Source organism: Sphingomonas sp. GW822-FHT03G08 (genome assembly GCF_058801135.1).
Genome location: NZ_JBXAMZ010000001.1, coordinates 773375 through 796937 on the forward strand (window position 1 = coordinate 773375; position 23563 = coordinate 796937).

At 66.3% G+C, this 23563-nt stretch carries 23 protein-coding genes and 2 tRNA genes; 10 read left to right on the top strand and 15 right to left on the bottom strand.

Annotated features, from left to right (window positions below; genetic code table 11):
• Positions 1-5 precede the first annotated feature (5 nt).
• The 4 genes from greB to AC1RJ5_RS03375 all read left to right on the top strand — a co-directional run bounded on the left by greB (position 6) and on the right by AC1RJ5_RS03375 (position 2241).
• Positions 6-482 carry a transcription elongation factor GreB gene (gene greB / locus AC1RJ5_RS03360; RefSeq protein WP_269575098.1) on the top strand — a complete coding sequence of 159 codons (477 nt, stop codon included), beginning with the start codon at positions 6-8 and terminating at the stop codon, positions 480-482.
• Positions 483-573: 91 nt separating this feature from the next.
• On the top strand, positions 574-867 hold the full coding sequence (locus AC1RJ5_RS03365; protein WP_269575097.1) for an acylphosphatase: 294 nt from the start codon (positions 574-576) through the stop codon (positions 865-867).
• Between the two features lie 115 nt (positions 868-982).
• Complete coding sequence (locus AC1RJ5_RS03370) at positions 983-1366, top strand: DoxX family protein (protein ID WP_269575096.1); 384 nt, start codon at positions 983-985, stop codon at positions 1364-1366.
• A 77-nt stretch (positions 1367-1443) separates the two neighbouring features.
• Positions 1444-2241, top strand: coding sequence for a transporter (locus AC1RJ5_RS03375; protein WP_493111734.1), 798 nt, complete (start codon positions 1444-1446; stop codon positions 2239-2241).
• 27 nt (positions 2242-2268) lie between these two features.
• On the opposite strand, the gene AC1RJ5_RS03380 is transcribed toward AC1RJ5_RS03375, so the two are convergent.
• The 3 genes from AC1RJ5_RS03380 to ettA all read right to left on the bottom strand — a co-directional run bounded on the left by AC1RJ5_RS03380 (position 2269) and on the right by ettA (position 6310).
• Positions 2269-4038, bottom strand: coding sequence for a methyl-accepting chemotaxis protein (locus AC1RJ5_RS03380; protein ID WP_493111736.1), 1770 nt, complete (start codon positions 4036-4038; stop codon positions 2269-2271).
• Between the two features lie 140 nt (positions 4039-4178).
• Positions 4179-4625, bottom strand: coding sequence for a GNAT family N-acetyltransferase (locus AC1RJ5_RS03385; protein WP_269575093.1), 447 nt, complete (start codon positions 4623-4625; stop codon positions 4179-4181).
• Positions 4626-4630: 5 nt separating this feature from the next.
• Positions 4631-6310: an energy-dependent translational throttle protein EttA gene (ettA, locus tag AC1RJ5_RS03390; RefSeq protein WP_184166778.1), complete on the bottom strand. Its 1680-nt coding sequence runs from the start codon at positions 6308-6310 to the stop codon at positions 4631-4633.
• Positions 6311-6626: 316 nt separating this feature from the next.
• Between ettA and AC1RJ5_RS03395 the strand changes: the two genes are divergently transcribed.
• From AC1RJ5_RS03395 to dctA, 3 genes are all read left to right on the top strand, one after another.
• Entirely contained in the window at positions 6627-8009 is a 1383-nt protein-coding gene (locus AC1RJ5_RS03395) for a M20/M25/M40 family metallo-hydrolase (RefSeq protein ID WP_493111739.1), read from the top strand.
• A 185-nt stretch (positions 8010-8194) separates the two neighbouring features.
• The gene (locus AC1RJ5_RS03400; RefSeq protein WP_269575091.1) at positions 8195-8428 is read left to right on the top strand and encodes a hypothetical protein; all 234 of its coding nucleotides are present in this window, start codon (positions 8195-8197) and stop codon (positions 8426-8428) included.
• 130 nt (positions 8429-8558) lie between these two features.
• Positions 8559-9896, top strand: a complete 1338-nt coding sequence (gene dctA, locus AC1RJ5_RS03405) for a C4-dicarboxylate transporter DctA (protein WP_493111741.1) — start codon at positions 8559-8561, stop codon at positions 9894-9896.
• 12 nt (positions 9897-9908) lie between these two features.
• Here dctA and AC1RJ5_RS03410 read toward each other — a convergent pair.
• The 4 genes from AC1RJ5_RS03410 to AC1RJ5_RS03425 form a co-directional block, all read right to left on the bottom strand.
• A tRNA-Pro gene (locus AC1RJ5_RS03410) sits at positions 9909-9985 on the bottom strand.
• Positions 9986-10034: 49 nt separating this feature from the next.
• Positions 10035-10111: transfer RNA gene (locus tag AC1RJ5_RS03415), tRNA-Ile, on the bottom strand.
• Between the two features lie 25 nt (positions 10112-10136).
• On the bottom strand, positions 10137-11153 hold the full coding sequence (locus AC1RJ5_RS03420) for a polysaccharide deacetylase family protein (RefSeq protein WP_493111743.1): 1017 nt from the start codon (positions 11151-11153) through the stop codon (positions 10137-10139).
• 1 nt (position 11154) lies between these two features.
• Positions 11155-13413, bottom strand: coding sequence for a sensor histidine kinase (locus AC1RJ5_RS03425; protein ID WP_493111745.1), 2259 nt, complete (start codon positions 13411-13413; stop codon positions 11155-11157).
• Between the two features lie 181 nt (positions 13414-13594).
• Here AC1RJ5_RS03425 and AC1RJ5_RS03430 point away from each other — a divergent pair, with 181 nt between their 5' ends.
• Positions 13595-14056, top strand: coding sequence for an Lrp/AsnC family transcriptional regulator (locus tag AC1RJ5_RS03430; protein WP_183995261.1), 462 nt, complete (start codon positions 13595-13597; stop codon positions 14054-14056).
• A gap of 80 nt (positions 14057-14136) precedes the next feature.
• Here the strand turns inward: AC1RJ5_RS03430 and AC1RJ5_RS03435 are convergent, their stop codons facing one another.
• Complete coding sequence (locus tag AC1RJ5_RS03435; protein WP_269575087.1) at positions 14137-15387, bottom strand: tetratricopeptide repeat protein; 1251 nt, start codon at positions 15385-15387, stop codon at positions 14137-14139.
• 271 nt (positions 15388-15658) lie between these two features.
• Between AC1RJ5_RS03435 and AC1RJ5_RS03440 the strand changes: the two genes are divergently transcribed.
• On the top strand, positions 15659-16138 hold the full coding sequence (locus AC1RJ5_RS03440) for a hypothetical protein (protein ID WP_493111748.1): 480 nt from the start codon (positions 15659-15661) through the stop codon (positions 16136-16138).
• Between the two features lie 375 nt (positions 16139-16513).
• On the opposite strand, the gene AC1RJ5_RS03445 is transcribed toward AC1RJ5_RS03440, so the two are convergent.
• The 7 genes from AC1RJ5_RS03445 to AC1RJ5_RS03475 all read right to left on the bottom strand — a co-directional run bounded on the left by AC1RJ5_RS03445 (position 16514) and on the right by AC1RJ5_RS03475 (position 22377).
• On the bottom strand, positions 16514-16993 hold the full coding sequence (locus AC1RJ5_RS03445) for a glutathione peroxidase (RefSeq protein ID WP_269575085.1): 480 nt from the start codon (positions 16991-16993) through the stop codon (positions 16514-16516).
• The gene (locus tag AC1RJ5_RS03450) at positions 16990-17586 is read right to left on the bottom strand and encodes a GNAT family N-acetyltransferase (RefSeq protein ID WP_269575084.1); all 597 of its coding nucleotides are present in this window, start codon (positions 17584-17586) and stop codon (positions 16990-16992) included. Before AC1RJ5_RS03450 ends, AC1RJ5_RS03445 begins: the two co-directional genes overlap by 4 nt.
• Positions 17583-18287 (bottom strand): ABC transporter ATP-binding protein, encoded by a 705-nt coding sequence (locus tag AC1RJ5_RS03455; RefSeq protein WP_493111750.1) that lies wholly within the window; start codon positions 18285-18287, stop codon positions 17583-17585. The genes AC1RJ5_RS03450 and AC1RJ5_RS03455 overlap by 4 nt, the downstream gene beginning before the upstream one ends.
• Positions 18280-19506 carry a lipoprotein-releasing ABC transporter permease subunit gene (locus AC1RJ5_RS03460; RefSeq protein WP_184168298.1) on the bottom strand — a complete coding sequence of 409 codons (1227 nt, stop codon included), beginning with the start codon at positions 19504-19506 and terminating at the stop codon, positions 18280-18282. The genes AC1RJ5_RS03455 and AC1RJ5_RS03460 overlap by 8 nt, the downstream gene beginning before the upstream one ends.
• Before the next feature lie 376 nt (positions 19507-19882).
• On the bottom strand, positions 19883-20227 hold the full coding sequence (locus tag AC1RJ5_RS03465) for a PilZ domain-containing protein (RefSeq protein ID WP_269575082.1): 345 nt from the start codon (positions 20225-20227) through the stop codon (positions 19883-19885).
• A gap of 45 nt (positions 20228-20272) precedes the next feature.
• The gene (locus AC1RJ5_RS03470; protein WP_493111752.1) at positions 20273-21919 is read right to left on the bottom strand and encodes a pilus assembly protein TadG-related protein; all 1647 of its coding nucleotides are present in this window, start codon (positions 21917-21919) and stop codon (positions 20273-20275) included.
• An 8-nt stretch (positions 21920-21927) separates the two neighbouring features.
• The gene (locus tag AC1RJ5_RS03475) at positions 21928-22377 is read right to left on the bottom strand and encodes a TadE/TadG family type IV pilus assembly protein (RefSeq protein WP_493111754.1); all 450 of its coding nucleotides are present in this window, start codon (positions 22375-22377) and stop codon (positions 21928-21930) included.
• Between the two features lie 376 nt (positions 22378-22753).
• Between AC1RJ5_RS03475 and AC1RJ5_RS03480 the strand changes: the two genes are divergently transcribed.
• The gene (locus tag AC1RJ5_RS03480; protein WP_269575080.1) at positions 22754-23563 is read left to right on the top strand and encodes a PAS domain-containing protein; all 810 of its coding nucleotides are present in this window, start codon (positions 22754-22756) and stop codon (positions 23561-23563) included.

The following is a 23563-nucleotide window of genomic DNA, read 5'->3' on the forward strand; positions in this document are numbered from 1 at the left end:
GGACGATGGACCGCCCCAACTACATCACCCCCGCCGGCTATGCGACGCTGCGGGCCGAGTATGAGCAGCTCTTCGCCACCGAGCGCCCCGCCCTGGTCGAGACCATCTCCTGGGCCGCCGGCAACGGCGACCGCTCGGAGAATGGCGACTATATCTACGGCCGCAAGCGCCTGCGCGAGATCGACCGGCGGCTCGGCTGGCTGTCGAAGCGGATGAAGGCGGCCAAGGTCGTCGATCCGGCGCAGCAGGAAGACAAGAGCCGCGCCTATTTCGGCGCCACCGTCACGATCGCCGACGAGGACGACAACCACCGCACCCTCACCCTGGTCGGCGATGACGAGGCCGATGCCGCCAGGGGGCTGGTCGGCTGGAACGCTCCGCTCGCCCGTGCCCTGCGCGGCGCCGGGATCGGCGACCTCCGCCGGGTCAGCCTGCCCGCCGGCGAGCGCGAATATGAAGTGATTGCGATCACTTACCCCTAAGGCGCGACGAGTCGCCGCGCCCAAGGATTCCCTCGAATCTGCAAGTTGATACAAGTGCAACCAGGCCGAAGGGTTGCGGCCGGGTAGAATAATGAGCTGGGGATATATGACGGCACAGCGTATCTACGTGTCGGGCCGCGTGCAGCGCGTGGGCTATCGCGACTGGGCGGTGCGTACCGCCAAGCTGCTCGGCGTGAAGGGCTGGGTCCGCAATCTCAAGGACGGGCGGGTCGAGTTGCTCGCCGAGGGCGATGACGAGGCGCTGACCTCGCTTACCGAAGCCTGTCGCGAAGGGCCGCCCCTGGCGGTCGTCGATCATGTCGAGGCCTTCCAGGCGGCGGAGGACAAGCACGCCAAGGGCTTCACCAAGCGCTTCACGGCCTGAGCCACTTCGGAAACGGATGGTTTCCCGGGCGTCGGTTGACCGTTCGGACATGAAGTGAAACATTTCAGCCTCGAAACGGCTCGCAAGGACGCGCGCCGGTCGAGGAGAAAACCTCATGCCCATTCCCGCAAGCTGGTCCGACAAGCTGCTGAGCGTCCTGCGCATCGTCGCCGGTCTCGGCTTCCTGCAGCATGGCCTTTCCAAGTTCTTCGGCGTGCCCCCCTTCCCCTATCCGCTCAACGGCCTGCTCACCGCGGCCGGCGTGATCGAGCTGGTCGGCGGCGCGCTGCTGCTGATCGGCCTGTTCACCCGTCCGGTGGCGTTCATCGCTTCCGGCATGTGCGCGGTCGGCTATTTCCTCGTCCACGCGCCGCAGGGCTTCTTCCCGGCGGTGAACGGCGGCGAGGCGATCATGCTCTACTGCTTCATCTTCCTGTTCTTCGCGGCCGCCGGCGGCGGTTCGTGGAGCGTGGACGCGCTGACCGCCAAGAAGGGCTGATCCGTCCAGGGCCGGCCGTGCAGGACGATTCCACGGCCGGTGTCCACTTCTCTCCCGGAAGGCGCTATGGACCTCCCATGCGCCTTCCGATGAGTCTCGCCGCTGCCCTGCTCGCCGCCACTGCCGCCCATGCGCAGGACCTGCGCCCGCTCTGCCCGGACCGGCCCGGCCTCGACACGCCCGCCTGCACTGTCGACCAGGGGCATCTGATCGTCGAGAGCGGCCTGGCCGACTGGTCGCTCGACCGCGACGCGAGACAGCGCACCGACAGTTTCACCTTCGGCGACCTGCTGCTCCGCTACGGCGTCACCTCGAACACCGAAGTCCAGCTCGGCTGGACCGCGCTCGGCACCGTGCGCACCCATGATCGCATCGCCGGCACCGTCACCCACGGTAGCGGCGTGGGCGACACCACCCTCGCCGTCCGCCACAATCTCTCGCATCCCGACGGTTCGGGCTTCGCCGCCGCCATCATGCCCTATGCCAGCCTGCCGACGGGCGGCGCGACGATCGGCGCGGGCGACTGGGGGGCCGGCCTGGTGGTGCCGCTCAGCTACAGCCTGAACGACACGCTGAGCCTCTCGCTTACCCCCGAAGTCGATGCCGCGGTCGACAGCGACCGGCATGGCCGCCATCTCGCCTATGGCAGCGCGGCCGGCATCAGCGCCACGCTGGCAAAGTCGCTGACCAGCGCGCTCGAATTCCAGGCGATCCGCGACGAGGACGCCGCCGGCCACGCCACCCAGGCGCTCGCCAGCCTGTCCTTCGCCTGGCAGCCCCGCTCGAACCTGCAGTTCGACATCGGCGCCGTCGCCGGGCTCAACCATGCCAGCCCGGATGCCGAGCTCTATATGGGGATCGCCCGCCGCTTCTAGGCGGCGAACGATCCCCCGGGTGGATCCTCAGGCGGCCACGCTGTGGAGCTGGACCACCTTGCCGCGCGGCGCGGAAGCCGAAGCACCGTCCCCGGTGCGGAAGCGACCGGCCTGCTCGGCCAGGTTGCCGACTTCCTCGGCCAGGTTGCGCGAGGCAGCCGAGGTTTCCTCGACCATCGCCGCATTCTGCTGGGTCGACTGGTCCATCTCGTTCACCGCAGTGACGATCTGGGTGATCGCGGTCGACTGGGCCTGGTTGTCCGCCGCCATGGCGTCGAGCAGCTTGTGGACCGCGCCCACGCCGCCCGAGATCGCCTCCAGCGCCGTGTCCATGCGCTGCACCGCATCGACCGCCGTGCTGACCTCGTCCTGGGTCAGGGTCAGCTGTTCGCGGGCGCGCTTGGCTTCTTCTTCCGCCCGCATCGCCAGCGCCGAGACCAGGTCGGCGACCACCGCGAAGCCACGACCGGCCTCGCCGGCGCGCCCGGCTTCCACCGCGGCGTTCATCGCGAGCACCCGCGTCTGGAACGCGATCTTGTCGAGGCCCTCGATCACGTCGTCGATGCCGCGGGCGCTTTCGCTGACCCGACCCATCGCCGTGACTGCCTGCTCGGCGAGCGAGCGGCCGTCTCCGACCACGCGGATCGCCTCATCGGCGCTGCGCACCGTCTCGTTCGCCGCCCGGGCGGTGCCGCGCAGCCGCTCGTCCATCTGGCTGAGCGCAGCCGAGGTTTCCTCGAGGCTGGCGGCATTGCCTTCGGTCCGTCGCGCCAGGTCTTCCGAAGCCTGGGCGATCTCGTGCGAGCCGGTCTGGATCGCCGCCGCGCCTTCGTTGACCGTGGCGATCAGCGTGCGCAGCGCGGTCAGCGCGCTGTTGAAGTTGGTCTTGAGCGTCGCATAGCTCTCCGGGAAGGCCACGCGGATTTCCTCGGTCAGGTCGCCTTCGGCCAGCGCCGACAGCCCCTGGCTCAGCGCCGTGGTGACGATGCGCTGCGTCTCGGCGGCGGCGGCCGCCGCGTCGCGCTCCTTGGCGATCACCGATTCGAGATAGGCATCGACCGCACGGGCGATATCGCCGATCTCGTCAGCCTGGTCGGTATGCGGCACCTGGGTCGTCCCGCTGGAGCGCGCCATGCCATGGATCACCTCGGCCAGGCCCTTGATCGGCGCCACCACCTTGCGGGTGACCATGTAGAAGGCGCCGCCCAGCACCGCGAGCGCAATCAGGCCCAGCGCGACCACGATGCCGGTGGCCACATTGGCCCAGCCCAGCGCATCGGTGGTCACGTCGCTGGCGATGCTGATCTGCATGGTAACCAGCTTGCCGACGGTATCCGAAACCGGATCGACATCGGTATAGAGTTCGGTGGCGAGGAACTTGTCGATCCCTTCACGATCGCCGGCACGCAGCATCGCTTCCAGCCGGCCGATGCCGTCATTCGCCTTTGCCATGGCGTCTTCGGCCTGCTTGGCCAGCGCTTCCTCGTCGGGCGTCGCATCGGTCGCGGCATAGCGCTTCCAGGCCGCATCGAGATCGGTCTTGCCCTTCTGGATATTCTCCAGTGCCTGCGCGTAGCTGATATTGCCGTTGCGCGCCTTGTGCGCCGCATCGACGATGTGCACCGCATAGCTGTCCGCGACGAGCTTGAGGTCCTTCAGCGGGATCACGCGGTCGGCGAGCACGGTGTGCAGCGCCTGGCGGCTGGTCGCCGCGGACCAGGAAAAGCCTGCGATGACGGCGCCGAGCACGACCCCCAGCATCACCAGTGCGGAAAGCAGCTTCTGCTTCAACGTCATGGTTGAACTCCGAAAAATAAGATGTTTCTCGGAATTTATAGGAATCCTTGCGGCTCTAGCTCTGTTGCGAAACATTTCTGAAACGAGAAATCCGGGCCTTCGCCGGTCGTGCAACCTCCAGAAAATCCGTATTTTACGTATTAACGCAACGGCTTGCGCTGGATCACTACCGGCATGCCGTTCGTGTCGTTTTCGAAGCCGGCAATCTGGAATCCGTGACGCAGATTGAGCAGGATCATCGGATTGTTCGCCGCCCGGGTACGGGTCTCGGCGAAGCGATAGCCGAGCATGGCGGCATCCGCATGCTGCCGTCGCATCAGCTCGGAAGCCACGCCCCGCCCCCGCAATTCGGGCACCACGCCGCCCAGCCAGCTGTAGAGCAGCGCATCGCCGCGCCGATAGCTGAGCTTGAATCCCTTCCAGCTGCCATTCTCGATCGCCAGCCAGAGCAGCGGGTCCTCCAGCCGCGCCAGCCGGTCGAGCAGATACCCATCCGTGAAATCGGGGAAGACCGCATGGCACAGATGCAGCAAGGGCGCGGCGGCATCTGCCACCGCGCCCTCGAAGCGTTCATAAGTGATCGGCACGCCGATCAGCGCGTCAGCTTCTTGTAGGCCAGTGCGGTCGGACGATCGGCGGCATCGCCCAGGCGACGGCGCTTGTCTTCCTCATAGGCTTCGAAATTGCCCTCGAACCATTCGACATGGCTGTTGCCTTCGAAGGCGAGGATGTGCGTGGCGAGACGATCGAGGAAGAAGCGATCGTGGCTGATGACCACGGCGCAGCCCGCGAAATTCTCGATAGCCTCTTCCAGCGCGCCCAGCGTTTCGACGTCGAGGTCGTTGGTCGGTTCGTCGAGCAGCAGCACGTTGCCGCCCTTCTTGAGCATCTTGGCGATGTTGACGCGGTTGCGCTCACCGCCCGACAGCTTGCCGACATTCTTCTGCTGGTCGGCGCCCTTGAAGTTGAAGGCACCCACATAGGCGCGGGTCGAGGCGTCGTGGCCGTTGACCTTCATGTAATCCAGGCCGTCCGAGATCTCTTCCCAGACATTCTTGGTCGGGTCGAGGTGATCGCGGCTCTGGTCGACATAGCCCAGGCGCACGGTCGAGCCCATCTCGATGGTGCCGGTGTCCGGGGTCTCCTGGCCGGTGATCATCTTGAACAGCGTCGACTTGCCGGCGCCGTTCGGGCCGATCACGCCGACGATGCCGCCGGCGGGCAGCGTGAACGAGAGGTTCTCGAACAGCAGCTTGTCGCCGTACGCCTTGGAGATGTTCTCCACTTCGATCACCTTGCCGCCCAGGCGCTCGGGCACCTGGATGACGATCTGGGCCTTGCCGGGCGCGCGGTTCTGCTGCGCCTCGACCAGCTGGTCGAACTTGGCGATACGCGCCTTCGACTTGGTCTGGCGACCCTTCGGGCCCTGGCGGATCCACTCGAGCTCGTCCTTGATCGCCTTCTGGCGACCGGACTCCTCGCGGTCCTCCTGCTCGAGGCGCTTGGCCTTCTTCTCGAGATAGGTCGAGTAGTTGCCCTCGTACGGGAAGTACTTGCCGCGGTCGATTTCCAGGATCCAGCCGACGACATTGTCCAGGAAGTAGCGGTCGTGGGTGATCATCAGCACCGCGCCGGCATATTCCTTCAGGTGGTTTTCCAGCCACTCGACGCTCTCCGCATCGAGGTGGTTGGTCGGTTCGTCGAGCAGCAGGATCGACGGCTTCTGGATCAGCAGGCGGGTAAGCGCGATGCGGCGCTTTTCACCGCCCGACAGGTTGGCGACTTCCCAGTCCGACGGCGGGCAGCGCAGCGCTTCCATCGCGATCTCGAGCTGGTTGTCGAGCGTCCAGCCATCGACCGCGTCGATCTTCTCCTGGAGCGTGCCCATCTCTTCCATCAGGGCGTCGAAATCGGTGTCGTCCTTGGGATCGCCCATCTCGGCCGAGATCGCGTTGAAGCGATCGACCATGTCGGCGACTTCGCGGGCGCCGTCCTTGACGTTCTCGAGCACGTTCTTCGTCGGATCGAGCTCGGGCTCCTGCGGCAGGTAGCCGACGGTGATGTTCTCACCCGGCCAGGCCTCGCCCGAGAAGTCCTTGTCGATGCCTGCCATGATCTTCATCAGGGTCGACTTGCCGGCGCCGTTCGGGCCGACGATGCCGATCTTGGCACCCTGGTAGAATTGCAGGTTGATGTTGTTGAGCACCGGCTTGGGAGCGCCGGGGAAGGTCTTGGTCATGTCCTTCATGACGAAGGCGTATTGGGCGGCCACGTGGCGGTCTCCGTTCGCAGGTCTGGATATGCAGGAAGTTTGGCGGCGATGTAGCGAGCGGACGGTCAATTGGCAACGCGGGCGCGTCGGAACGCCCCGCTTGCAATGTAGGATATCCTCTGCTGCCCTCCGGCGGGCAGCGGCGGCACTGATTCAACCGATCCGGTTGCGTGCCGGCCACACGTGTAAACGATTCAAGGGATTCAACGAATTGGTCAACCAGCTGGTTGAATATCGGCCCGTGACGGCATCGGAAATGCCGTGGAAACCGTCGGCGCATTGCCGAATGTTTCGGGGGCGGTTAGCGTCGCCGGCCATGACCAAGCGCACCCTGCTCGCGGCCGTCGCCGCCCTCGCCCTGCCCTTCCCTGCTCTGGCCCAGAGCGCCGCGCACGATCCCGTGGCGCTGCGCGACGCCGCCTTGAGCGACAATCTCGCCTGGGAGATCACCGAGGGGCTTACCACCGAAGTCGGCCAGCGCCTCGCCGCGACCGAGGCCGAGGCGCGGGCGCGTGCCTGGGCGGTGAAGAAGCTCACGGCGCTCGGCTTCAAGAACGTCCATATCGAGACGTACAAGATGCCGCTGTGGGAGCGCGGGATCGAGACCGCCGAAGTGCTGGGCGGCGCCGCGCAGAAGCTCGCCATCGCGGCGCTCGGCAATTCGGGCTCGACGGGTCCGAAGCCGATCGAGGCCGAAGTCGTCGCCTTTGCCACGCTCGCCGATCTCCAGGCGGCGCCTGCCGCGGCGGTGAAGGGCAAGATCGTCTATGTCGGCAATTCGATGACGCCGACGCAGGATGGCTCGCAATACGGCTATTTCGGCGGCGCCCGCCGCGCGGGGCCGAGCATTGCGGCGAGCAAGGGCGCCGCGGCGATCCTGATCCGCTCGATTGGCACCGATTATCATCGGAATCCGCACACCGGCGTGACAAGCTGGGCCGCAGGTGTGAATCCCGTCGGCGCCGCCGCCCTCAGCCTCCCGGATTCCGATCAACTCGAGCGGCTGCTCAAGCGCGGGCCGGTGAAACTGCGCGTGCAGATCACCGCGGGCATGAAGGGTGAGGCCGAATCGGGCAACGTCATCGCCGATGTTCCGGGCAGCGATCCTTCGGCCGGGATCATCCTGATCGGCGGCCATCTCGACAGCTGGGATCTCGGCACCGGCGCCATTGACGATGCCTCGGGCGTGGCGATCACCACTGCCGCCGCCAAGCGGATCATGGACGCCGGCCAGCCGAAGCGTACGATCCGGGTCGTCTGGTTCGGCGCGGAGGAACCGGGTGGCTTTGGCGGCGCGGCCTATGCCAAGGCGCATGCGAACGAGCGCCATGTCCTGGCGCAGGAATCGGATTTCGGCGCCGACCGCGTCTGGAAATTCGAGGTAAACCTGCCCGCGGGCGCCAAGCCGATCGCCGATCGCCTCGCCACCGTGCTTGCGCCGCTCGGCATCTCGCGCGGACGCGGCACCGCGCATGGCGGCACCGATGTCGGGCCGGTGATCAATACCGGTGTCGGCGTGGTCGATCTTTCCCAGTCGGGCCTGCGCTATTTCGATTATCACCACACGCCCGACGACACGCTCGACAAGATCGATCCGGTGCAGCTGCGCCAGAATGTGGCAGCCTGGACCGCGATGCTCGCGGTGACCGCCAACGCTCCCGAGGATATCGGCCCGATCCCCAAGGGTGAGGGCGAGTGAGGGAACCGAATGGCGGGCCCACTCATTGATGGCCGCTAACTGGCAAGATTTAGGCAAAAAAATGTCCTAAATTTTGCCAGTGGGTGAATTTGCGATTGACGCAAACGCAACGACCGCTATGCCAACGGTTCGCGACGGCTAATCGGGCCGGATGCGAAACGTTTGAGTTCCTTTAGGAGCACCACATGAAGAAGATCCTCATTGTTGCTGCGACCGCCGGCCTGATGTCGCTCGCGGCTTGCGGTGGCGCCACCACCAACACCACCGCCGAGAACGTCGCTGCGGACGCTGCTGCGAACGCCGCTGCCTATGAGGCCGCTGCCGACAACACCACCAACGCCGCTGCCGAGGCCGTTCTCGAGAACGCCGCGAACGTGGAAGAGAACAAGGCCGACGCCGCCGAGGCGAACGCCCACTGATCTCTGTTCGGCACCCGGCCTCTGGTCGGACCGAGAGATAGAAGGACGCTCCCGCAAGGGGGCGTCCTTTTCCGTTTGGGCCCATCGCGCGCTCCGCTATGCCGGTGCGGATGTGGGGGGAGGATTGAGAATGGGCGCAGTCACGACCAGCTTTGCCGAACAGCCAGCCAGGCCGCAGCGCTGGTGGCAAATGCTCTATGTCCAGGTACTGATCGCCATCGCGGCGGGCGTGCTGGTCGGCGCGATCTGGCCCGCATTCGGCGCATCGCTGGAGTGGCTGGGCATCGCCTTCGTCAACCTGGTCAAGATGATCATCGCGCCGGTCATCTTCCTTACCCTGGTCACCGGCATCGCCGGCGCCCGCGAGCTGGGCTCGCTCGGCCGGGTGGTGATCAAGGCCCTCGCCTATTTCCTGTTCTTCTCCACGCTGGCCCTGATCCTCGGCCTGATCGTCGCCCATCTCGTCCAGCCCGGGGCGAGCATGCATATCGATCCGCACAGCCTGAGCGAGGCCAAGGTGGTTGGCTTCGAGAAGCAAGCGCACGAGACGACGGTCCAGGGCTTCCTGCTCGCAATCATCCCCACCACCCTCGCCTCCGCACTGACGAGCGGCTCGATCCTGCAGGTATTGTTCGTGGCCGTCCTGTTCGGCGTGGCGCTGGCGGGGCTCGGCGAACGCGTCCGCCCGCTGGTTGACCTGCTGGAGCAGCTCGGCACCGTCGTGTTCCGCCTTGTCGCGATCCTGATGCGCGCGGCGCCCGTCGGCGCGTTCGGCGCCATGGCCTTCACCATCGGCAAGCACGGCCTGGGCGCGCTGTGGAACCTCGGCGGCCTGGTCGCGACCTTCTATGCCACCTCGGCGCTGTTCGTGCTCGTCGTCCTGGGCATCGTCGGCTGGCTGGCGGGCTTCTCGATCCTCAAGCTGCTGCGCTACCTCAAGGCCGAGCTCCTCCTCGTCCTCGGCGCCTCCTCCTCCGAAGCCGCCCTGCCCGCGCTGATCGACAAGCTCGAGCGCGCCGGCTGCGACAAGGAAGTGGTCGGCGTGGTCGTGCCCGCCGGCTATTCGTTCAACCTCGACGGCACCAACATCTACATGACGCTGGCCGCGCTGTTCATCGCCCAAGCCACGGGCGTGCACCTGTCGCTGGGCGAACAGCTGATCCTGCTCGGCACCGCGATGCTCACTTCCAAGGGTGCAGCCGGCGTCACCGGCGCCGGCTTCGCGACGCTGGCGGCGACGCTGATGGTCGTGCCCTCGATCCCCGTGGCAGGCATGGCGCTGATCCTCGGCGTCGACCGCTTCATGAGCGAATGCCGCAGCCTGACCAACTTCATCGGCAACGCCGTGGCGACGATCGTGGTGGCGCGCTGGGAAGGCCGGCTCGACCGCGACGCGCTGCAGCGCGCGCTCGACGGCAAGGCAGACAGCGGTCCGGCGCGGGTCGCAGCCGAAACGGATCCGGACTGAAATCCGGGAAAATGGTCGGGGAGACAGGATTCGAACCTGCGACATCCTGCTCCCAAAGCAGGCGCGCTACCAGACTGCGCCACTCCCCGACGCGGATCGCGGCCCTAGGGCCTTGGGGCCGGGCACGCAAGCAGTTGCTGGTGGGCCCGGCAGGACTTGAACCCGCAACCTAGCCGTTATGAGCGGCCAGCTCTAACCAATTGAGCTACAGGCCCCCAGCAAGACGGCCCTAGCGGAACCTCAGGCCGGCCTGCAAGCCGCCGCGACAATCTCGTCCACAGATGCCGAGCGCACCCCCAGCCTGTCGAGCAACGCCAGCACCCCGTCCCACCACCGCAGGAAAGCCGCCAGATCGGCTTCGGTCCGGACATAAGGCGTATGACCGGGCTCTACCGAGGGGGAATGGAAGGCGAAGTTCAGCAGCCGCAGCCCCTCACCCACCGCGACCCGTATCGCTTCCTTGGCCTCGCCGAGCGGCATGTCCTCGGGCGTCAGCGCGACACGCGAGAGAAGCCCAAGCCGGGACGCTACGCCGATGCCATGCGGCAACCGCCCCAGCCCGCGGTGCAGCGCCGCCCCGCCCCGCCGCATTCGGCCGGTGAACACCGTGGTGAACGGCAGCTCGATCAGCGAACCGATCCGGAAGGCATCATTCGGCACCGCCGAGAAATCAGGACCGCCCTCGTCCGAATAATCATAGGCCGAGCGCATCGAGCTATCGATCCGATAGCCAAGCTCGGCCAGAAGCGCCGGCGTATCCGGCCCGATCCCATAGCGCCCCGCACGATAGACAAGCGGCCGGCGGCCGGCTGCACCTTCCACGGCTTCGGTGAGCGCCACCAGCTTGGCCCGCTGCAGCTCGAGCGGGAGATTGCCGGTGAAGCTGTTGAACCCGTTCACGTCCTCGACATGCGGAGGATTGACCCAGGGATGAAGCTGCGTGCCGATCGCGGAACGCCCGTCACGGATCACTTCGCGCAACACCTCGATCGCGAGCGGCGAGGTCGCGATCGGATAGTCGATCAGATAGGTGAGCGCAGCGCCCGCCGCCGCGAACCGGGCATGCACCGGCGGCAGGGCGGCCATATGGCGCGTGCCATCCGCATCGGCGCTGAGCGGCGCCCCCCAGTCAAACTCTTCCTCGGTGTCGACGAAGATGGTGAAGCGGGTGCCGAAATCGTCCGGCCACTGCACGCGCGCATCCGGAACGGGCGCAGGCACGCGATAGCCGCTGCCCTGCTGGTCCCCGTTCCCCATTTCAGCTCAGATGCGCTTGGCCCACCTGCTCGTTTACGGCGGCCGGAAGCCGCAAAGTCAAGCTTTCCCGGCCGATGACGAGGGCGCCTCCCAGTTCGCGGGAGAGATTGCGGGCGAGCCGCAACGCGAAGCCGGTGCCGAGCAGCGTGATATCCTCGCGCTCGTCATCGATATCGAGCACCGAATCGCCGGGATAATCGGCAAGCGCCTGCGGGCGATCGATCGTGATCGCCACCATGTCCTTGCCATCGGGCGCAACATGCACGCCGATCCGCTCGCCTTGCCCGCTCGCCGAGACGAGCGTGGCAAGCAGGCGGGCGAGCAACCGCTCCACCGCACGGCGATCCCCCATGACCGAGAGATCCGCGATCGGCAGCGCGACCACCGAGCCGCGCAATTCGGCAAGGGGTGCAAGGTCGTCGACGATCATTGCCAGCACCGGGCGAAGCGCGATCTGGCCCGGCACGAGCGACAGCGCGGCGCTGTCGATACGGGCGGCAAGATCGAGATCGTCGATCGCGCCAAGCAGCTCGCGGGCCTGCGAACGGATCACCTGGGCACGATCGCGATAGGCGTCGCCGACCGGCCCGAGCATCTGGGCCTCGATCATCTCGGCGAAACCGGCGATCGCGTTGGTCGGCGTACGCAGCTCATGGACCAGCTGGCGAAGGGAATCGGCGGGCATTGCCGGGCCGGCAAGCGGACGCAGCGGCTCGGCACGCTCATCGACACGCGGACGGCGCGCCGTGCCACGATAGCCGGTGAAACGACCGTTGGAGGGATCGAACACCGGGATCGCCGAGATCAGCCAATCCCCCGCGGCATCCGAATCGCCCTCGACCGAGAGGCGGGCATTGGAGAAGCCGGCACGGCGGCGGAAGGCACCGCCGGCAACGCCATCGACGCGCGAGCTTTCCGGGCCACCCGGCACGGACTGGCTGTCGAGCGACACGCCCACAAGCGGCGCTCGGCTGACACCATCGACCCAACGGATCATGCCCTTGGCGTCGGTCTCGAAACGGAATTCATCGGCAGGACGAAGCGCCGGCAATTCCTGCGGTCCGGCTTCCTCGCGATGGCGCCAGAACGCATCGATCCTCGCGACGACATCGGCGATCTCGAAGGTGCCGTCATCCTCGCCCGCGGCTTCTGCCGCCATCTGCCGCACTTCGGCGACCAGGACATCGCTATGTTCCATCGCCGAACCCTGCGCCCGGCCTTCCAGTGGCGCAATCGCTTCGACGGGAAGCGGTGACTCGTCTGTCCCGGATTGGACCGCACGGACCGGAATCGAGGGCGCTTCTACCGCTTGCGCAGCATCGGCAATCATCGACGGCGCAAGACCGGCAAGCGCAATGAAGGAGAAATCCTCATCCTCGCCGCCCGCGACGACAGGCTCGGGCTCGACCAACGGTTCAGGCACCTGCTCGGCGACGGGCTCCGGCGCTTCGGCCAGTTCCGCATCGAGGATTTCGACGGCGGCGGGTACCGATTCGGCCGCCTGCGTCGCCTCGGGCAGGCGCGCCAGCAAGGCGGCAAGGGTCGCCTCCTGCGCCGGAAGGCGCAGCGGGGCAGTGGCGCTCCAATAGACAAGGGCCGTGTCTTCGGCCTCGTCCTCGGACGCCTGCTCGGGCTCGGCCACCTGCTCTACAGCGTCCGCAAGAGGCTCGTCGTCGATTTCAGCCGAAGCCGCTTCGGCCGGCGGCCCGTCGACGACCTCGGACCAGTCGATCGCGATCGCGCTGACCGCTTCCTCGACAAGCACAGGCTCCGGATCCGCCGCCACTTCCGGCTCAGGCTCCGGCAACTCGACCGGCACTTCCTTCACCGTCTCGTCCGGCAGCACGAAATCGATCGGCCCGAAACTCTCGAGCGCGCGGCGCACTACCGGGCTCAGGTCACGCCGATTGCGGAGGACCGCGCGCGATGCTGGCGCGAGCTCGGGAAGAAGCTGGATCCATTCGCTGGAATTCATCCGGGCGCTGCGCAGCACCGGCAGCGCGACCTGCAGCTCGTCGAGCGCGAACAGGCGGACGAGCGGCGGCGGGGGATCGGCGAATTCGAGTGCACGCCCACTGGCAGCGCGTACCGGCAAAGGCACCGAGTCGCGGATCGAGCGCAGCACGCTCATCGCGCGATGCCCGGCCACGGCGCGACGGCGACCGATCAGGTCGACGAGCTGTCGCCATGCGGACTGGACGCCATATGGCGTGCTCAGGTCCGAGGCGAGCACCGTCTCCAATGTATCGTCGAAGCGCAACGCGTGCTCACCCTTTACCCGGCACCGCGACGCGGGCCGTAACGATTCCTTAATGCGCCGGCCGCCCGTTCGAAACCGTCCATTTCGGCACGTCGCATTGTGGGACAATTGCGTTGCGGCGTAATAATATTATGTCTAAACGCAACACACGGAAACGAATCAAAAGACAGAAGGAACATAAATGCGATTCGACGATATCGACGTACGGATTCTAGGCCTGCTTCAGGATAATGGCCGGATGACCAATGTCGAGCTTGCCGAACGCGTTGGGCTGACGGCGCCGCCGTGCCTGCGCCGCGTGCGTGCGCTTGAACAACAGGGGGCCATCACCGGCTATCATGCCGCCCTCGATCCGGCTGCACTTGGCTATAATCTCACTGTCTTCGCGATGGTCAGCCTGAAGAGCCAGGCGGAATCGGATCTGCGTGCCTTCGAGCAGATGGTGGCGGACATTCCCGAGGTTCGCGAATGCCATATGCTCAACGGCGAGATCGACTTCATCCTCAAGATCGTCGCGCCCGACCTGCAGAGCTTCCAGCATATCCTGACGACGCGGCTCACCCCGGCGCCGAACGTGGAGCATGTAAAGACTTCGCTGACGATCCGCACCTCCAAGGCCCTGCCCGGCGTGCCGGTCGCCTGATCCGCTGCATCCAGGCGGAGAAAGAAAAAGGGGCGGCCCGAAAAGCCGCCCCTTTCCTGTTTCGGGCCCGATGGCCGCGCTCAGCTGAGCGGCGGCGTATCGAGCGAGACCTGCCAGAGCAGCGCGACATTGACGAACGGGCCGGTCTTCACCGCCTGGAACGCCGCCTTCGCCTCTTCCTTGCGGCCGAGGCGCTGGAGCGCGATGCCGCGGTGCAGGTTGATCTCGTTGGTGTCCGCACCGCCCTTGGCGAGCGCCGCGTCATAGAGCTGGAGCGCGCGGGCGTTGTCGCCGGCGGCCAGCAGCGCATCGCCATTGCCCGCGCCGCCCTGCTTGGCGAGCGCGTCGAGCGCCGGGCTGCTCTTCACGCCGGCCTGGGCCGCCGTGTAGGTGCGGTTGCCGTCGGCATCGGTCGCCGGCAGCTTGCCGTTCTTGCGGCCTTCCTCGATCACCGAGATCGCTTCCCAGGGCAGACCCGAGGACTGGGCGGCATAGGCATAGTCGGCATAATCACCGCGATCGGCGAGCGAGTTGGTGATGCGGCGCAGGCGATACAGATCGATACGCTCGGTCTTGGCGGCGCGGTCGACACCCTTGGCACCCTGGCCGAGCACTTCGATCGCCCAGCGCCAGTTCTTCACCGTCGGATAGTCCTTCAGGTAATAAGCCAGCCAGTCATAGGTCGCCTCGCGGTTGCCGGTGGCGGTCACCTTCGGGATGGCGAACTGGTACCATGCTTCCGGCGCCTTCTGGCCGGTCGACTTGGCATATTCGATCGCATTGCGCGCTTCCGCGGCGGCTTCGGCGTTCTTGCCGGTCGCCGCGTAGGCGTTGGCCATCATCAGCGGGATATCGACGTTCTTCTCGCCGCCTTCGCGCGCCTTGGTCATGTAGCTGATGACGTCGGCATGCTTCTTCTGCGACGCGGCTGCCTTGCCCATCAGGAAGTTGAGGCGCGCGGCATAGGCTGCCTTGGCTTCCGGGCTGGTGCGCGGGCTGACGCTCAGCGTCTGCAGTGCCGGGATCTGCGCGGCTTCATTGCCGCGGCTCAGCTCGAGCTGAAGGCGCAGCCACGACGAATAATATTTCTCGTCGTCATTCTTCGCGGCGGCTTCGGCGGCGGCGATCTGCGGCTCGGCCGTGGCCCAATCCTTGGCCTTCACCGCAGCCTCGGCGAGGCCGGCGGGCTTGCGGAACTCGTCGCTCACCTTGAGCGCGTTGGGGTCGGCCTTTTTATCATCCTTCTTCTGCGCGGCAGCCGGGGCCACGGTGAGCGCAGTGGTGCCCAGCGACAGCACGGCGGCCAGCGCGAGCTTGGAAGCGAAGTTCATGCGAAACTCTCCTAAACGGGGAAAGAGCGGGGGCTTTCGGGGCACCTCTAGTTGCCCCTCTCGCGCCGTTCAAGCCGATCACCGCAGCCGATGCCGCGTTTGCGATGAACGCGCGTTTAACAGGCTGGCTCCTTCCCGGCACGTAATGAAGTGTTTCGACATGGCCTGCGGGCGTTAACCATCATGTCCGGATATTTTGGTTGATGTGAATTAACCCTGTGGATAAGTTCGCGATCAGTTGGGGTAACCTGTTGCGTTAGAGGGGTAAAACATGGGGTCGCTGTTTCGCGGATGCGCACTTTGCGAGGTCGATGCAGAGGGAAATCTGCTCCTGACCGAAAGCACCGCTCAGGCCCTTGGCCTGCCCGCGACCGACGAGCCCCTGGTCCTTTCCGCGCATGAACGCGATCAATGCCTGGTCGGCTATGCACGCGCCGACCTGCAGGAAATCCGCACCCGTTCGGGCATGGATGCGCGGGTTGGCGACGCGAGCATGCGCCGCATCCTCGGCATCGTCGATGTGGCGCCGCGCAGCGCGCAGGGCCTCACCCTTCCCGCCGCGATGCGCCATCATGGCCGAATCGAGAGCGTCGCGCTGGTCGTCGGCGCCGGCGATCGCTTCGAGATCTGGAATCCCCAGCTTGCGGCCGCCCAGAACGGCTTCAGCGTCAGCGCGTACGCGTTTCCGCCGGTCTCCTGGCGCCACCCGCCGCGCGGCGGCTCGCGTCGGCCCCGCCCGGCACGCTATTGATGCGCTCGCTACGCTGCCGGCTGCTCGAACACGCCGCGATGCCCGGGCGGCTTCGCGACGGAGAGCATGAATTCGCCATGTGCGTCCGTTGCGGCGCGGATCTGCAGCGCCTGCTCGGCGGCGAGGAGTGGGCGGAGGTGCCGGCCGGCGAGGCGATCGACTGGCGGCGGCGCGATGTCGGCTCCAGCGCCTCGGCGGTGGCGGCGCGCATGCAGCTACCCCCTGCCCCGCGCCGGCACGCACCACGCAACGCTATCTCCGCGGAAGGACGCGGTCAGCGCCGCATGCGCCCGCGCCGCAGCGCTTTGCTCGAACTTACCGGCCAATTCGTGCTCGACACCATCGTAGATCGAATCCGTCGCCCCGCACCAGCCGCTAGAGAAGCTTCTCGATCTCTGGCCCGATCGCGTCGGGGCTAGTCGTCGGCGCGAAGCGCTCGACCTTCCGGCCTGATCGATCGACCAGGAACTTGGTGAAGTTCCACTTGATCCCCTTGGAGCCTAAAAGGCCCGGGGCGGCTTGCTTTAGGGATTCGAAGAGCGGTGCGGCGTTTTCGCCATTTACGTCTATTTTGGCGTAGACCGGGAAGGTCACGTCGTAAGTGAGCGCGCAGAAGCTCGCTATCTCCGCCGCATCGCCCGGTTCCTGCGCGCGGAACTGGTTGCACGGGAAGGCCAGCACCGAGAAGCCGCGATCCCGGTACTTGCGATACAGCGCCTCGAGCCCCGCATATTGCGGCGTGAAGCCGCATTTGGAGGCCGTGTTGACGATCAGCAATACCTCGCCGGCGTGATCGGCAAGCGTGACCTGCTCCCCATCCGCCCTGGTCACGGGGATATCGGTGATCACGGTCATGCGGGCGCTCCCTCGTAACGGGCCATCAGCAGCTCGATATTGCGGCGAACCCCCGGCCACTCATGCGCGAGGATCGAATAGACCACGCTGTCGCGGTGATGGCCGTTCAGGATCAGATGCCCGCGCAGCACCCCGTCCAGCCGCGCGCCCAGCCGCTCGATCGCGCGGCGCGAGGCGACATTGAGGAAATCGGTGCGGATCTGCACGCAATTGACCTCCAGCACCTCGAAGGCGTGGCGGAGCAGCATGAACTTGGCTTCGGTATTGAGCCCGGTGCGCTGGACCCGCGGCGCATAGAGCGTGCCGCCGATCTCGACCCGGCGATGCCCCTTGCTCATGCGCAGGAAGCGCGTGGCACCGGCAATCCGCCCCTCACTATCGAGCACCGTGAACGGCAGGCCGCGCCCGGCCGCGACGTCATTGTCGATCCGGTCCATCCACGCATCGATACTCGCATCACTCGGCACCGTGGTGTGGAACAGATGCCGAAGCCCCGCAAAGGCATCGAGCAGCCCCGCGCGATCCTCGCGCACCATCGGCCGCAGCGTGACGTGACGCCCCGCCAGGGTCGGCACTTCCCGCCACGGGTTCATTCGAGATGCCCTTCGTGCAGCCGCACCACCCGGTCCATCCGGGCAGCGAGCCGCTCGTTATGCGTGGCGATCAGCGCGGCCGATCCCTGGGTGCGAACCAGGCTGAGGAACTCGGCGAGCACCTTGTCCGAGGTCAGCTCGTCGAGATTGCCCGTCGGCTCGTCCGCCAGCACCAGCGCCGGCTTGTTGGCGAGCGCGCGGGCAACAGCAACGCGCTGCTGCTCGCCGCCCGAAAGCTGGTTCGGCCGATGGGTAAGCCGATGCCCGAGACCCAATGCGGTGAGCAGCTCCTCCGCCCGCTTGTCGGCATCGGCGCGCAGCGACCCGTGGATCATCTGCGGCAGCACGACATTCTCGAGCGCGTTGAAATCCGGCAGCAGGTGGTGGAACTGGTAGACGAAGCCGAGGTGATCGCGGCGCACCGCGGTGCGGCCCGGGCTGTCGAGCTGCGCCGCTTCCTTGCCGGCGATGCGGATCGATCCGTCGAACCCGCCTTCGAGCAGGCCAACGGCCTGGAGCAGGGTCGACTTGCCCGAACCCGAAGGGCCGAGCAGCGCGACGATCTCGCCCGGCTGCACGTCGAGATCGACGCCGCGCAACACTTCGATCGTCTCGCCGCCCTGGCTGAAGCTGCGCTTGAGGCCGCGCGTCTGGAGAACCGGCCCAGCGCCGTTCACGGCGCCCACTTCAAAGTTACTCATAGCGCAGCACCTGGACAGGATCGGTATTGGCGGCCTTCCAGGCCGGATAGAGCGTGGCGAGGAAGCAGAAGACCAGCGCCATCACGCAGATGCCGATCGTCTGGAACGGATCGGTCTTCGCCGGCAGCTCGGTGAGGAAGCGCATCGACGGGTCCCAGATGTTCTGGCCGCTCACCAGCCCGATGAACTTCACCACGGATTCGCGGAAGGTGATGAAGAGGAAGCCGAGCACGCCGCCGGCGGCCACGCCCAGCGCGCCGATCGTCGTGCCGACGGTGACGAAGATCCGCATCAGCCCGCCGCGTGTCGCGCCCATCGTCCGCAGCACCGCGATATCCCGCGTCTTGGCGCGCACCAGCATGATCAGCGAGGAGACGATGTTGAACGCCGCCACCACCAGGATGATCGAGAGAATGGTGAAGGAGACAGTGCGGTCCACCGCCAGCGCCTCGAACAGCTCCGAATTCATCGTCCGCCAGTCGGTGATCTGGCCGACCTGGCTGACCTTGTCGACGAGCGGCTGGAGGATCTCGCCGACCTTGTCCGGGTTGCTGGTCTCCAGCTCGATCATCGAGACGCCATCGCCGAGCAGCAACAGCGTCTGCGCATCCTCGATCGGCATGATCGCGAAGACCTTGTCGTAATCATAGACGCCGACCTCGAAGATCACCGCCACCTTGTACTTCACGATGCGCGGCATCGTGCCGAAGGGCGTAGCGGCGCCGGCGGGATTGAGGATCGATATCTCGCTGCCCACCGTGGCACCCAGCGATTCCGCCAGGCGCGAGCCGATCGCGACCTGCTGGCCGCCCGGCTTCAGGCTCTTGAGCGAGCCGATCACTTCCTTGCCCTTGAGCGTCGGGTTGCTGAGGATCTCCTCCATGCGCATGCCGCGCAGCTGGAGGGCCTCGGCCCGGCCATTATAGGTGGCGAAAAGCGGCTGCTCGATCAGCGGGGTGGCACTGGTGATGCCCGGCGTCTTGCGCGCCTCCTCCAGCACCTCGCGCCAGTTGCGCAGCTGGCCGCCATAGCCCTGAATCACGGCATGGCCGTTCAGCCCGGTGATCTTGTTGAAAAGCTCGGCGCGGAAGCCGTTCATGACGCTCATCACCACGATCAGCGCGGCAACGCCGAGCATGACGGCGACAAGGCTGAACCCGGCGACGACGGCGATGAACGCCTCGCTCCGCCCCGGCAGCAGGTAACGGCGGGCGATCATCCGCTCGTAGCGTGAAATCAATAGCATGGGGGTCTGGTAACTCGCCCGTAAAACAGCTCTGACGCCGATCTAGGGTAGATGGCGGCGAATTCCTACTGCCAACCGACATGTTGCCGATTCAACACAGGGTGACACCAAACTGCGGCTACCCCTTGTAATGCAAGTGACAAAGCCGGTCCGGGAGCCTAGCAAAACTCTTGTCGAAACGCAGGCGAAAGGCCGTGGTTCGGGGAGGCTCCAAGCCCCGCTCGTAGGCAAGTACGAGTGTGTGGGCTGGGCCTGACAAAGGGGGCTGACGAGCATTCGTCACGCAGGCGCCCGGATCGGAAACGGTCCGGGCGTTTGCCGTTTCAGAGCCCCTGGAACCGCACCGGATTCATCGCAACGCCGAAAGCGGACGCCATTCCGCCTGCTGCTCCGGCGTGGGCAGGTTAATGATGTGGTTGACCACGCCCGGGTGCAGCTGCTCGAGGAACTGCAGCCCGGCCGCATCGCGATTGCTCCAGACAACCCGAGCGGCGAGCGGCTTGAAGCCGGGAAGACGGACCACCGTCTCCATCCCCGGCGCAAGCAGAAAGCCTGTCTCGATCCGGCAGCCCAGTCGCGAGATTTCCACCAGTCGCACATCCTGGAAGCAGAAGCGCGATTCCTTCACCGCAATCAGCACGGAAACCGGCCAGCGCATCGCCTCGCGCCGGTCCACACCCTGGGTAATCTTCAATCCTCTACGATCGCCACGCATCATCACGCCCCACGCTCACTCCCCTCACCCAACCAATATCGGCTTGCCGCACCGCACGCCGTTCACCCGCACATCCGCCTGCCCGACATTCACGCCGAGCAGGCCGGTAAGATCGTTCAGAAGCGAATCCAGCGGCGCCGCCGCCCCCTGCAGCACCGTTCCCACCGTCGAGGTCACCAACGAGAGGTTGATGCCGAACCCCGGCGAGCCGACCTGCACATCCAGATCGCGGACCAGCGAGGCGGCGACTCCGCCCGCCAGATCGTTCGTCGATACGGTGCGGGTCTTGCCCGCGGCGATCTCCTGGGCGGTGAAGCTCACCTGTTGCGGGCTGGCCCCGCCCAACTTGATATTCGATTCGCCCGTGACCTCACCCAGCCCGAGCAGCTTGACCAGCGTGGCCCGCCGCGGCGCGACCGGGGTGTTGAAATTGCCAAGCACGGCGGCATCGACGTCGCCGATGGCGACCTGGCCCACCGCCGTGGTGACATTCAGGCTCACCGTGGCGGTGGACGGCGTGGGACAGGAGACGCTGCGAAGCGACGCCTCCGCCGTGGCGAGCTCGACGAACAGCGGCAGGTGCACCTGGGTCGCGGAAAGCAATCCCGATCCGCCCACCTTGGCATCGACATACAGCCGCGACTGCGCGGTATGCAGCTTGACGCTCTGGTCCTTCGCAACGGTGAGCCAGGGCGATTGCGCCGCCCGCTCGCCGATCGCGAGCGTCACCTTCGTCGAGGCAACGCCCGGGAGCCCCGCCGCGAGATCCAGCTCGACCTGGCGCTTACCGGTCGCGATCTCGAGCATTTCGCGAACCAGCGCATAGCCATCCGCCTTGATCGGGCGGGCGGGATCACTCTGCGTCTCACCGGACAGCGGGCCGAGATTGATGATCTTCGACAGTTGCACCGTGACCGGCGGAACGCGCGCCGCGATGGCGCGGAGTGCCGTTTGCGCTGCTGAATTGCCGGTTGCGGCGGCCATCGCGGCCAGTGCCTTGGGCAGCGGCACCTGCGTGGCCAGCGTCTCCCCGAAGGTCAGCCCCTGCAGATTGGCCTGGGTGCGCAGCGCATCGGCATAAGCGAGGATATCGATGTCGGCGTTGACCAGCCCCTGCGAGTCCATCGCGGTGAGATTGAGCTCGGTCCCGGCCAGCCCCGACAGGAGTTGCCCCGGCAGGCCGCCGCCGACCGAAGCCAGGCGCGAGCCGATCGAGAAGGAGGCCAGGTCGACACGCGCGGCCAAGGCCGTCACCGATACCCGGGCGGTCGGCCTGCCCGTCAGGAACTTGCCGAAGAACAGCGGCACATCGCGCCCGACGGTGAGGCGAACCGCATTCCCCCCGCCTCCCGAGGCGACGAAGCGCGCGGCGGGCGCGATGCTGCTGTCGGGCGAATAGGCGCCCTGCTCCAGCTTCTCGATGCTGGCGTCACCGGCCTGGTTCGCCGCCATGGCCGAACGCGCCGCGGCATCCGCCCCCTGGCTGTTCGCCGCGCTCAATGCCGCGGCATCCGCTACGCCCTGGAGCCGCCGCTTCTCGAGATAGAGCGATCCGGTATCCACGGCGAACGCCGCCGACCCGGCAAGCATCACGAAGCCACCGGCGAACAACATGGTGATGTTGCCGCGGCGATCCCCCGCAAGGGCACGAAGGAACAAGGGCGCGCGCACCGCCAGCCTCACGGCGCCGACAGCGTGACCGTCGCGCTGCGCTCGATCACCTTGCTCGGCGGCGGCACGAGCTTGATCGAAAGCAGCGGGTCATTCGACGCATCGTAGGAAAGGCGCACCGTCACCGTCCTGCCGTCATCGTCGACAAGCGCGTTCATCTGGTCCGGCTTGAGCGCCCCGGTCTTGCGGATATTGGCGTCGAGCGCGGTGCGGACCAGCGCCGCCCGCTCCGTGGGATCCAGGCCGCCAACGGCGGCACGCGCCGCCTCGTTGGCCGCCTGCTGCACGCTATGGGCGCAAAGGAACCAGCCGCCATAGGTGACGATGCCGCTGACCAGCAGAAGCAATATCGGCAGCGAGAAGGCCATCTCGATCGCCGCCGCGCCGCGCCTGTCCGCCCACAACCGCCGGCCGGAACAGGCCGCCCTCGAAGTGGAAAGGAACCAACGCGAGCACATGCGCATCTTTTCGCATGTCGTAGCTTCCAAATTGCTCCCAGGCAGCGAAGCGCGATATTCGGATTTTCAGTAAAGATCGGACATAGGCAAGGAGCGCCAAAAGCACCTTGATTCGAACGATACTCTTGATTTTTCGCTCCATTTTCGACACAGCACGGCTTGATTTACGTTAACGGTGCTATATTGTCCTCGTAGAAAACACATTGGTCAAAATACGTAATTGCTCGAACTTGTCGCGACCGAGCCGTAACAACTGCCGACGCCCGAAAACATTCGAGAGTTTTCAGTTATGCAACGACCATCGGCCCAGACCGTTTCCTCCGCTGAACTTACCCGCAATTTCGCGTATTGGCAGGATAGGGCCATGCATGGCCCGGTGACCATCACTTATCATGGTCGCCCCCGCTATGTTCTGCTCGCCGCGGAAAGCTGGGATGCCGAACAGGCAGTCGTCGAACGGGACACGACACAGCGTGATCTCGAATACCAGTTCCTCGTGGAGCATATGGACGGCGGCCTGCTCGTGATCGATCCCGAGCTGAAGATCACCGACGCGTCCAGCGCCGCCGCGATGATCCTGGGGCGGGCTCCCGCGGCGCTGGTGGGCATGCCCGTCGCCGATGCGCTGCCCGCGACGACGCATTCCACGCTGCTCTCCAGCCTGCGCCACGTCCTTCGCAGCGGCGAGCAGGCGCAGTTCGAGCTGACACTCGACGAGGAGAATGGCACGCGGCTGCGCGTGCGCGCCGTGCCCTGGGTGGAAGGCCTCGCCCTGCTCGTCCGGGTCAGCTACGAGGGCGACGAGGAAGCACGGCTCGCCGAGCAGACCGCCCTGGAGAAGGCGCGGGTTGCGCATGGGCGGATCGAAGTGATCCGGCTCACCGTGCGCGGGACGGTGACGATGGTGGAGCCGGAATTCGCCCGGCTGGTCGGCTTGCCGCGGGACCGGATCCTGGGGCTGCGCTTCGTCGATCTGCTGGCGGTACGGGACCGGGCGCTCGCACGCGACGCGATCGAACGGGTGCTCAGCGGCCGCTCCGAGGCCGAGGCCTTCGACACCAGGCTGTTGTGCGGGGGCGCCGAGGAGATCGGCGCGCGCATCTCGATCGCGCCGCTCGCCAGCGGCTATGCGGTGGGCGGCGCCGTGGTGATCGTCACGCTCGACCCGGGGACCGAGGCGGCCTAG

What these genes read in the sequence shown, in the direction of transcription:
- AC1RJ5_RS03370 (WP_269575096.1), top strand. Translation starts at nt 983, where the DNA reads ATGCCCATTCCCGCAAGCTGGTCCGACAAGCTGCTGAGCGTCCTGCGC.
- AC1RJ5_RS03475 (WP_493111754.1), bottom strand. Translation starts at nt 22,377, where the DNA reads ATGTGCTCGCGTTGGTTCCTTTCCACTTCGAGGGCGGCCTGTTCCGGC.
- AC1RJ5_RS03460 (WP_184168298.1), bottom strand. Translation starts at nt 19,506, where the DNA reads ATGATCGCCCGCCGTTACCTGCTGCCGGGGCGGAGCGAGGCGTTCATC.
- AC1RJ5_RS03400 (WP_269575091.1), top strand. Translation starts at nt 8,195, where the DNA reads ATGAAGAAGATCCTCATTGTTGCTGCGACCGCCGGCCTGATGTCGCTC.
- AC1RJ5_RS03430 (WP_183995261.1), top strand. Translation starts at nt 13,595, where the DNA reads ATGCGATTCGACGATATCGACGTACGGATTCTAGGCCTGCTTCAGGAT.
- AC1RJ5_RS03395 (WP_493111739.1), top strand. Translation starts at nt 6,627, where the DNA reads ATGACCAAGCGCACCCTGCTCGCGGCCGTCGCCGCCCTCGCCCTGCCC.
- AC1RJ5_RS03365 (WP_269575097.1), top strand. Translation starts at nt 574, where the DNA reads ATGAGCTGGGGATATATGACGGCACAGCGTATCTACGTGTCGGGCCGC.
- AC1RJ5_RS03440 (WP_493111748.1), top strand. Translation starts at nt 15,659, where the DNA reads ATGGGGTCGCTGTTTCGCGGATGCGCACTTTGCGAGGTCGATGCAGAG.
- AC1RJ5_RS03420 (WP_493111743.1), bottom strand. Translation starts at nt 11,153, where the DNA reads ATGGGGAACGGGGACCAGCAGGGCAGCGGCTATCGCGTGCCTGCGCCC.
- AC1RJ5_RS03455 (WP_493111750.1), bottom strand. Translation starts at nt 18,287, where the DNA reads ATGAGTAACTTTGAAGTGGGCGCCGTGAACGGCGCTGGGCCGGTTCTC.
- AC1RJ5_RS03380 (WP_493111736.1), bottom strand. Translation starts at nt 4,038, where the DNA reads ATGACGTTGAAGCAGAAGCTGCTTTCCGCACTGGTGATGCTGGGGGTC.
- AC1RJ5_RS03450 (WP_269575084.1), bottom strand. Translation starts at nt 17,586, where the DNA reads ATGAACCCGTGGCGGGAAGTGCCGACCCTGGCGGGGCGTCACGTCACG.
- AC1RJ5_RS03445 (WP_269575085.1), bottom strand. Translation starts at nt 16,993, where the DNA reads ATGACCGTGATCACCGATATCCCCGTGACCAGGGCGGATGGGGAGCAG.
- AC1RJ5_RS03375 (WP_493111734.1), top strand. Translation starts at nt 1,444, where the DNA reads ATGCGCCTTCCGATGAGTCTCGCCGCTGCCCTGCTCGCCGCCACTGCC.
- greB (WP_269575098.1), top strand. Translation starts at nt 6, where the DNA reads ATGGACCGCCCCAACTACATCACCCCCGCCGGCTATGCGACGCTGCGG.
- dctA (WP_493111741.1), top strand. Translation starts at nt 8,559, where the DNA reads ATGGGCGCAGTCACGACCAGCTTTGCCGAACAGCCAGCCAGGCCGCAG.
- AC1RJ5_RS03435 (WP_269575087.1), bottom strand. Translation starts at nt 15,387, where the DNA reads ATGAACTTCGCTTCCAAGCTCGCGCTGGCCGCCGTGCTGTCGCTGGGC.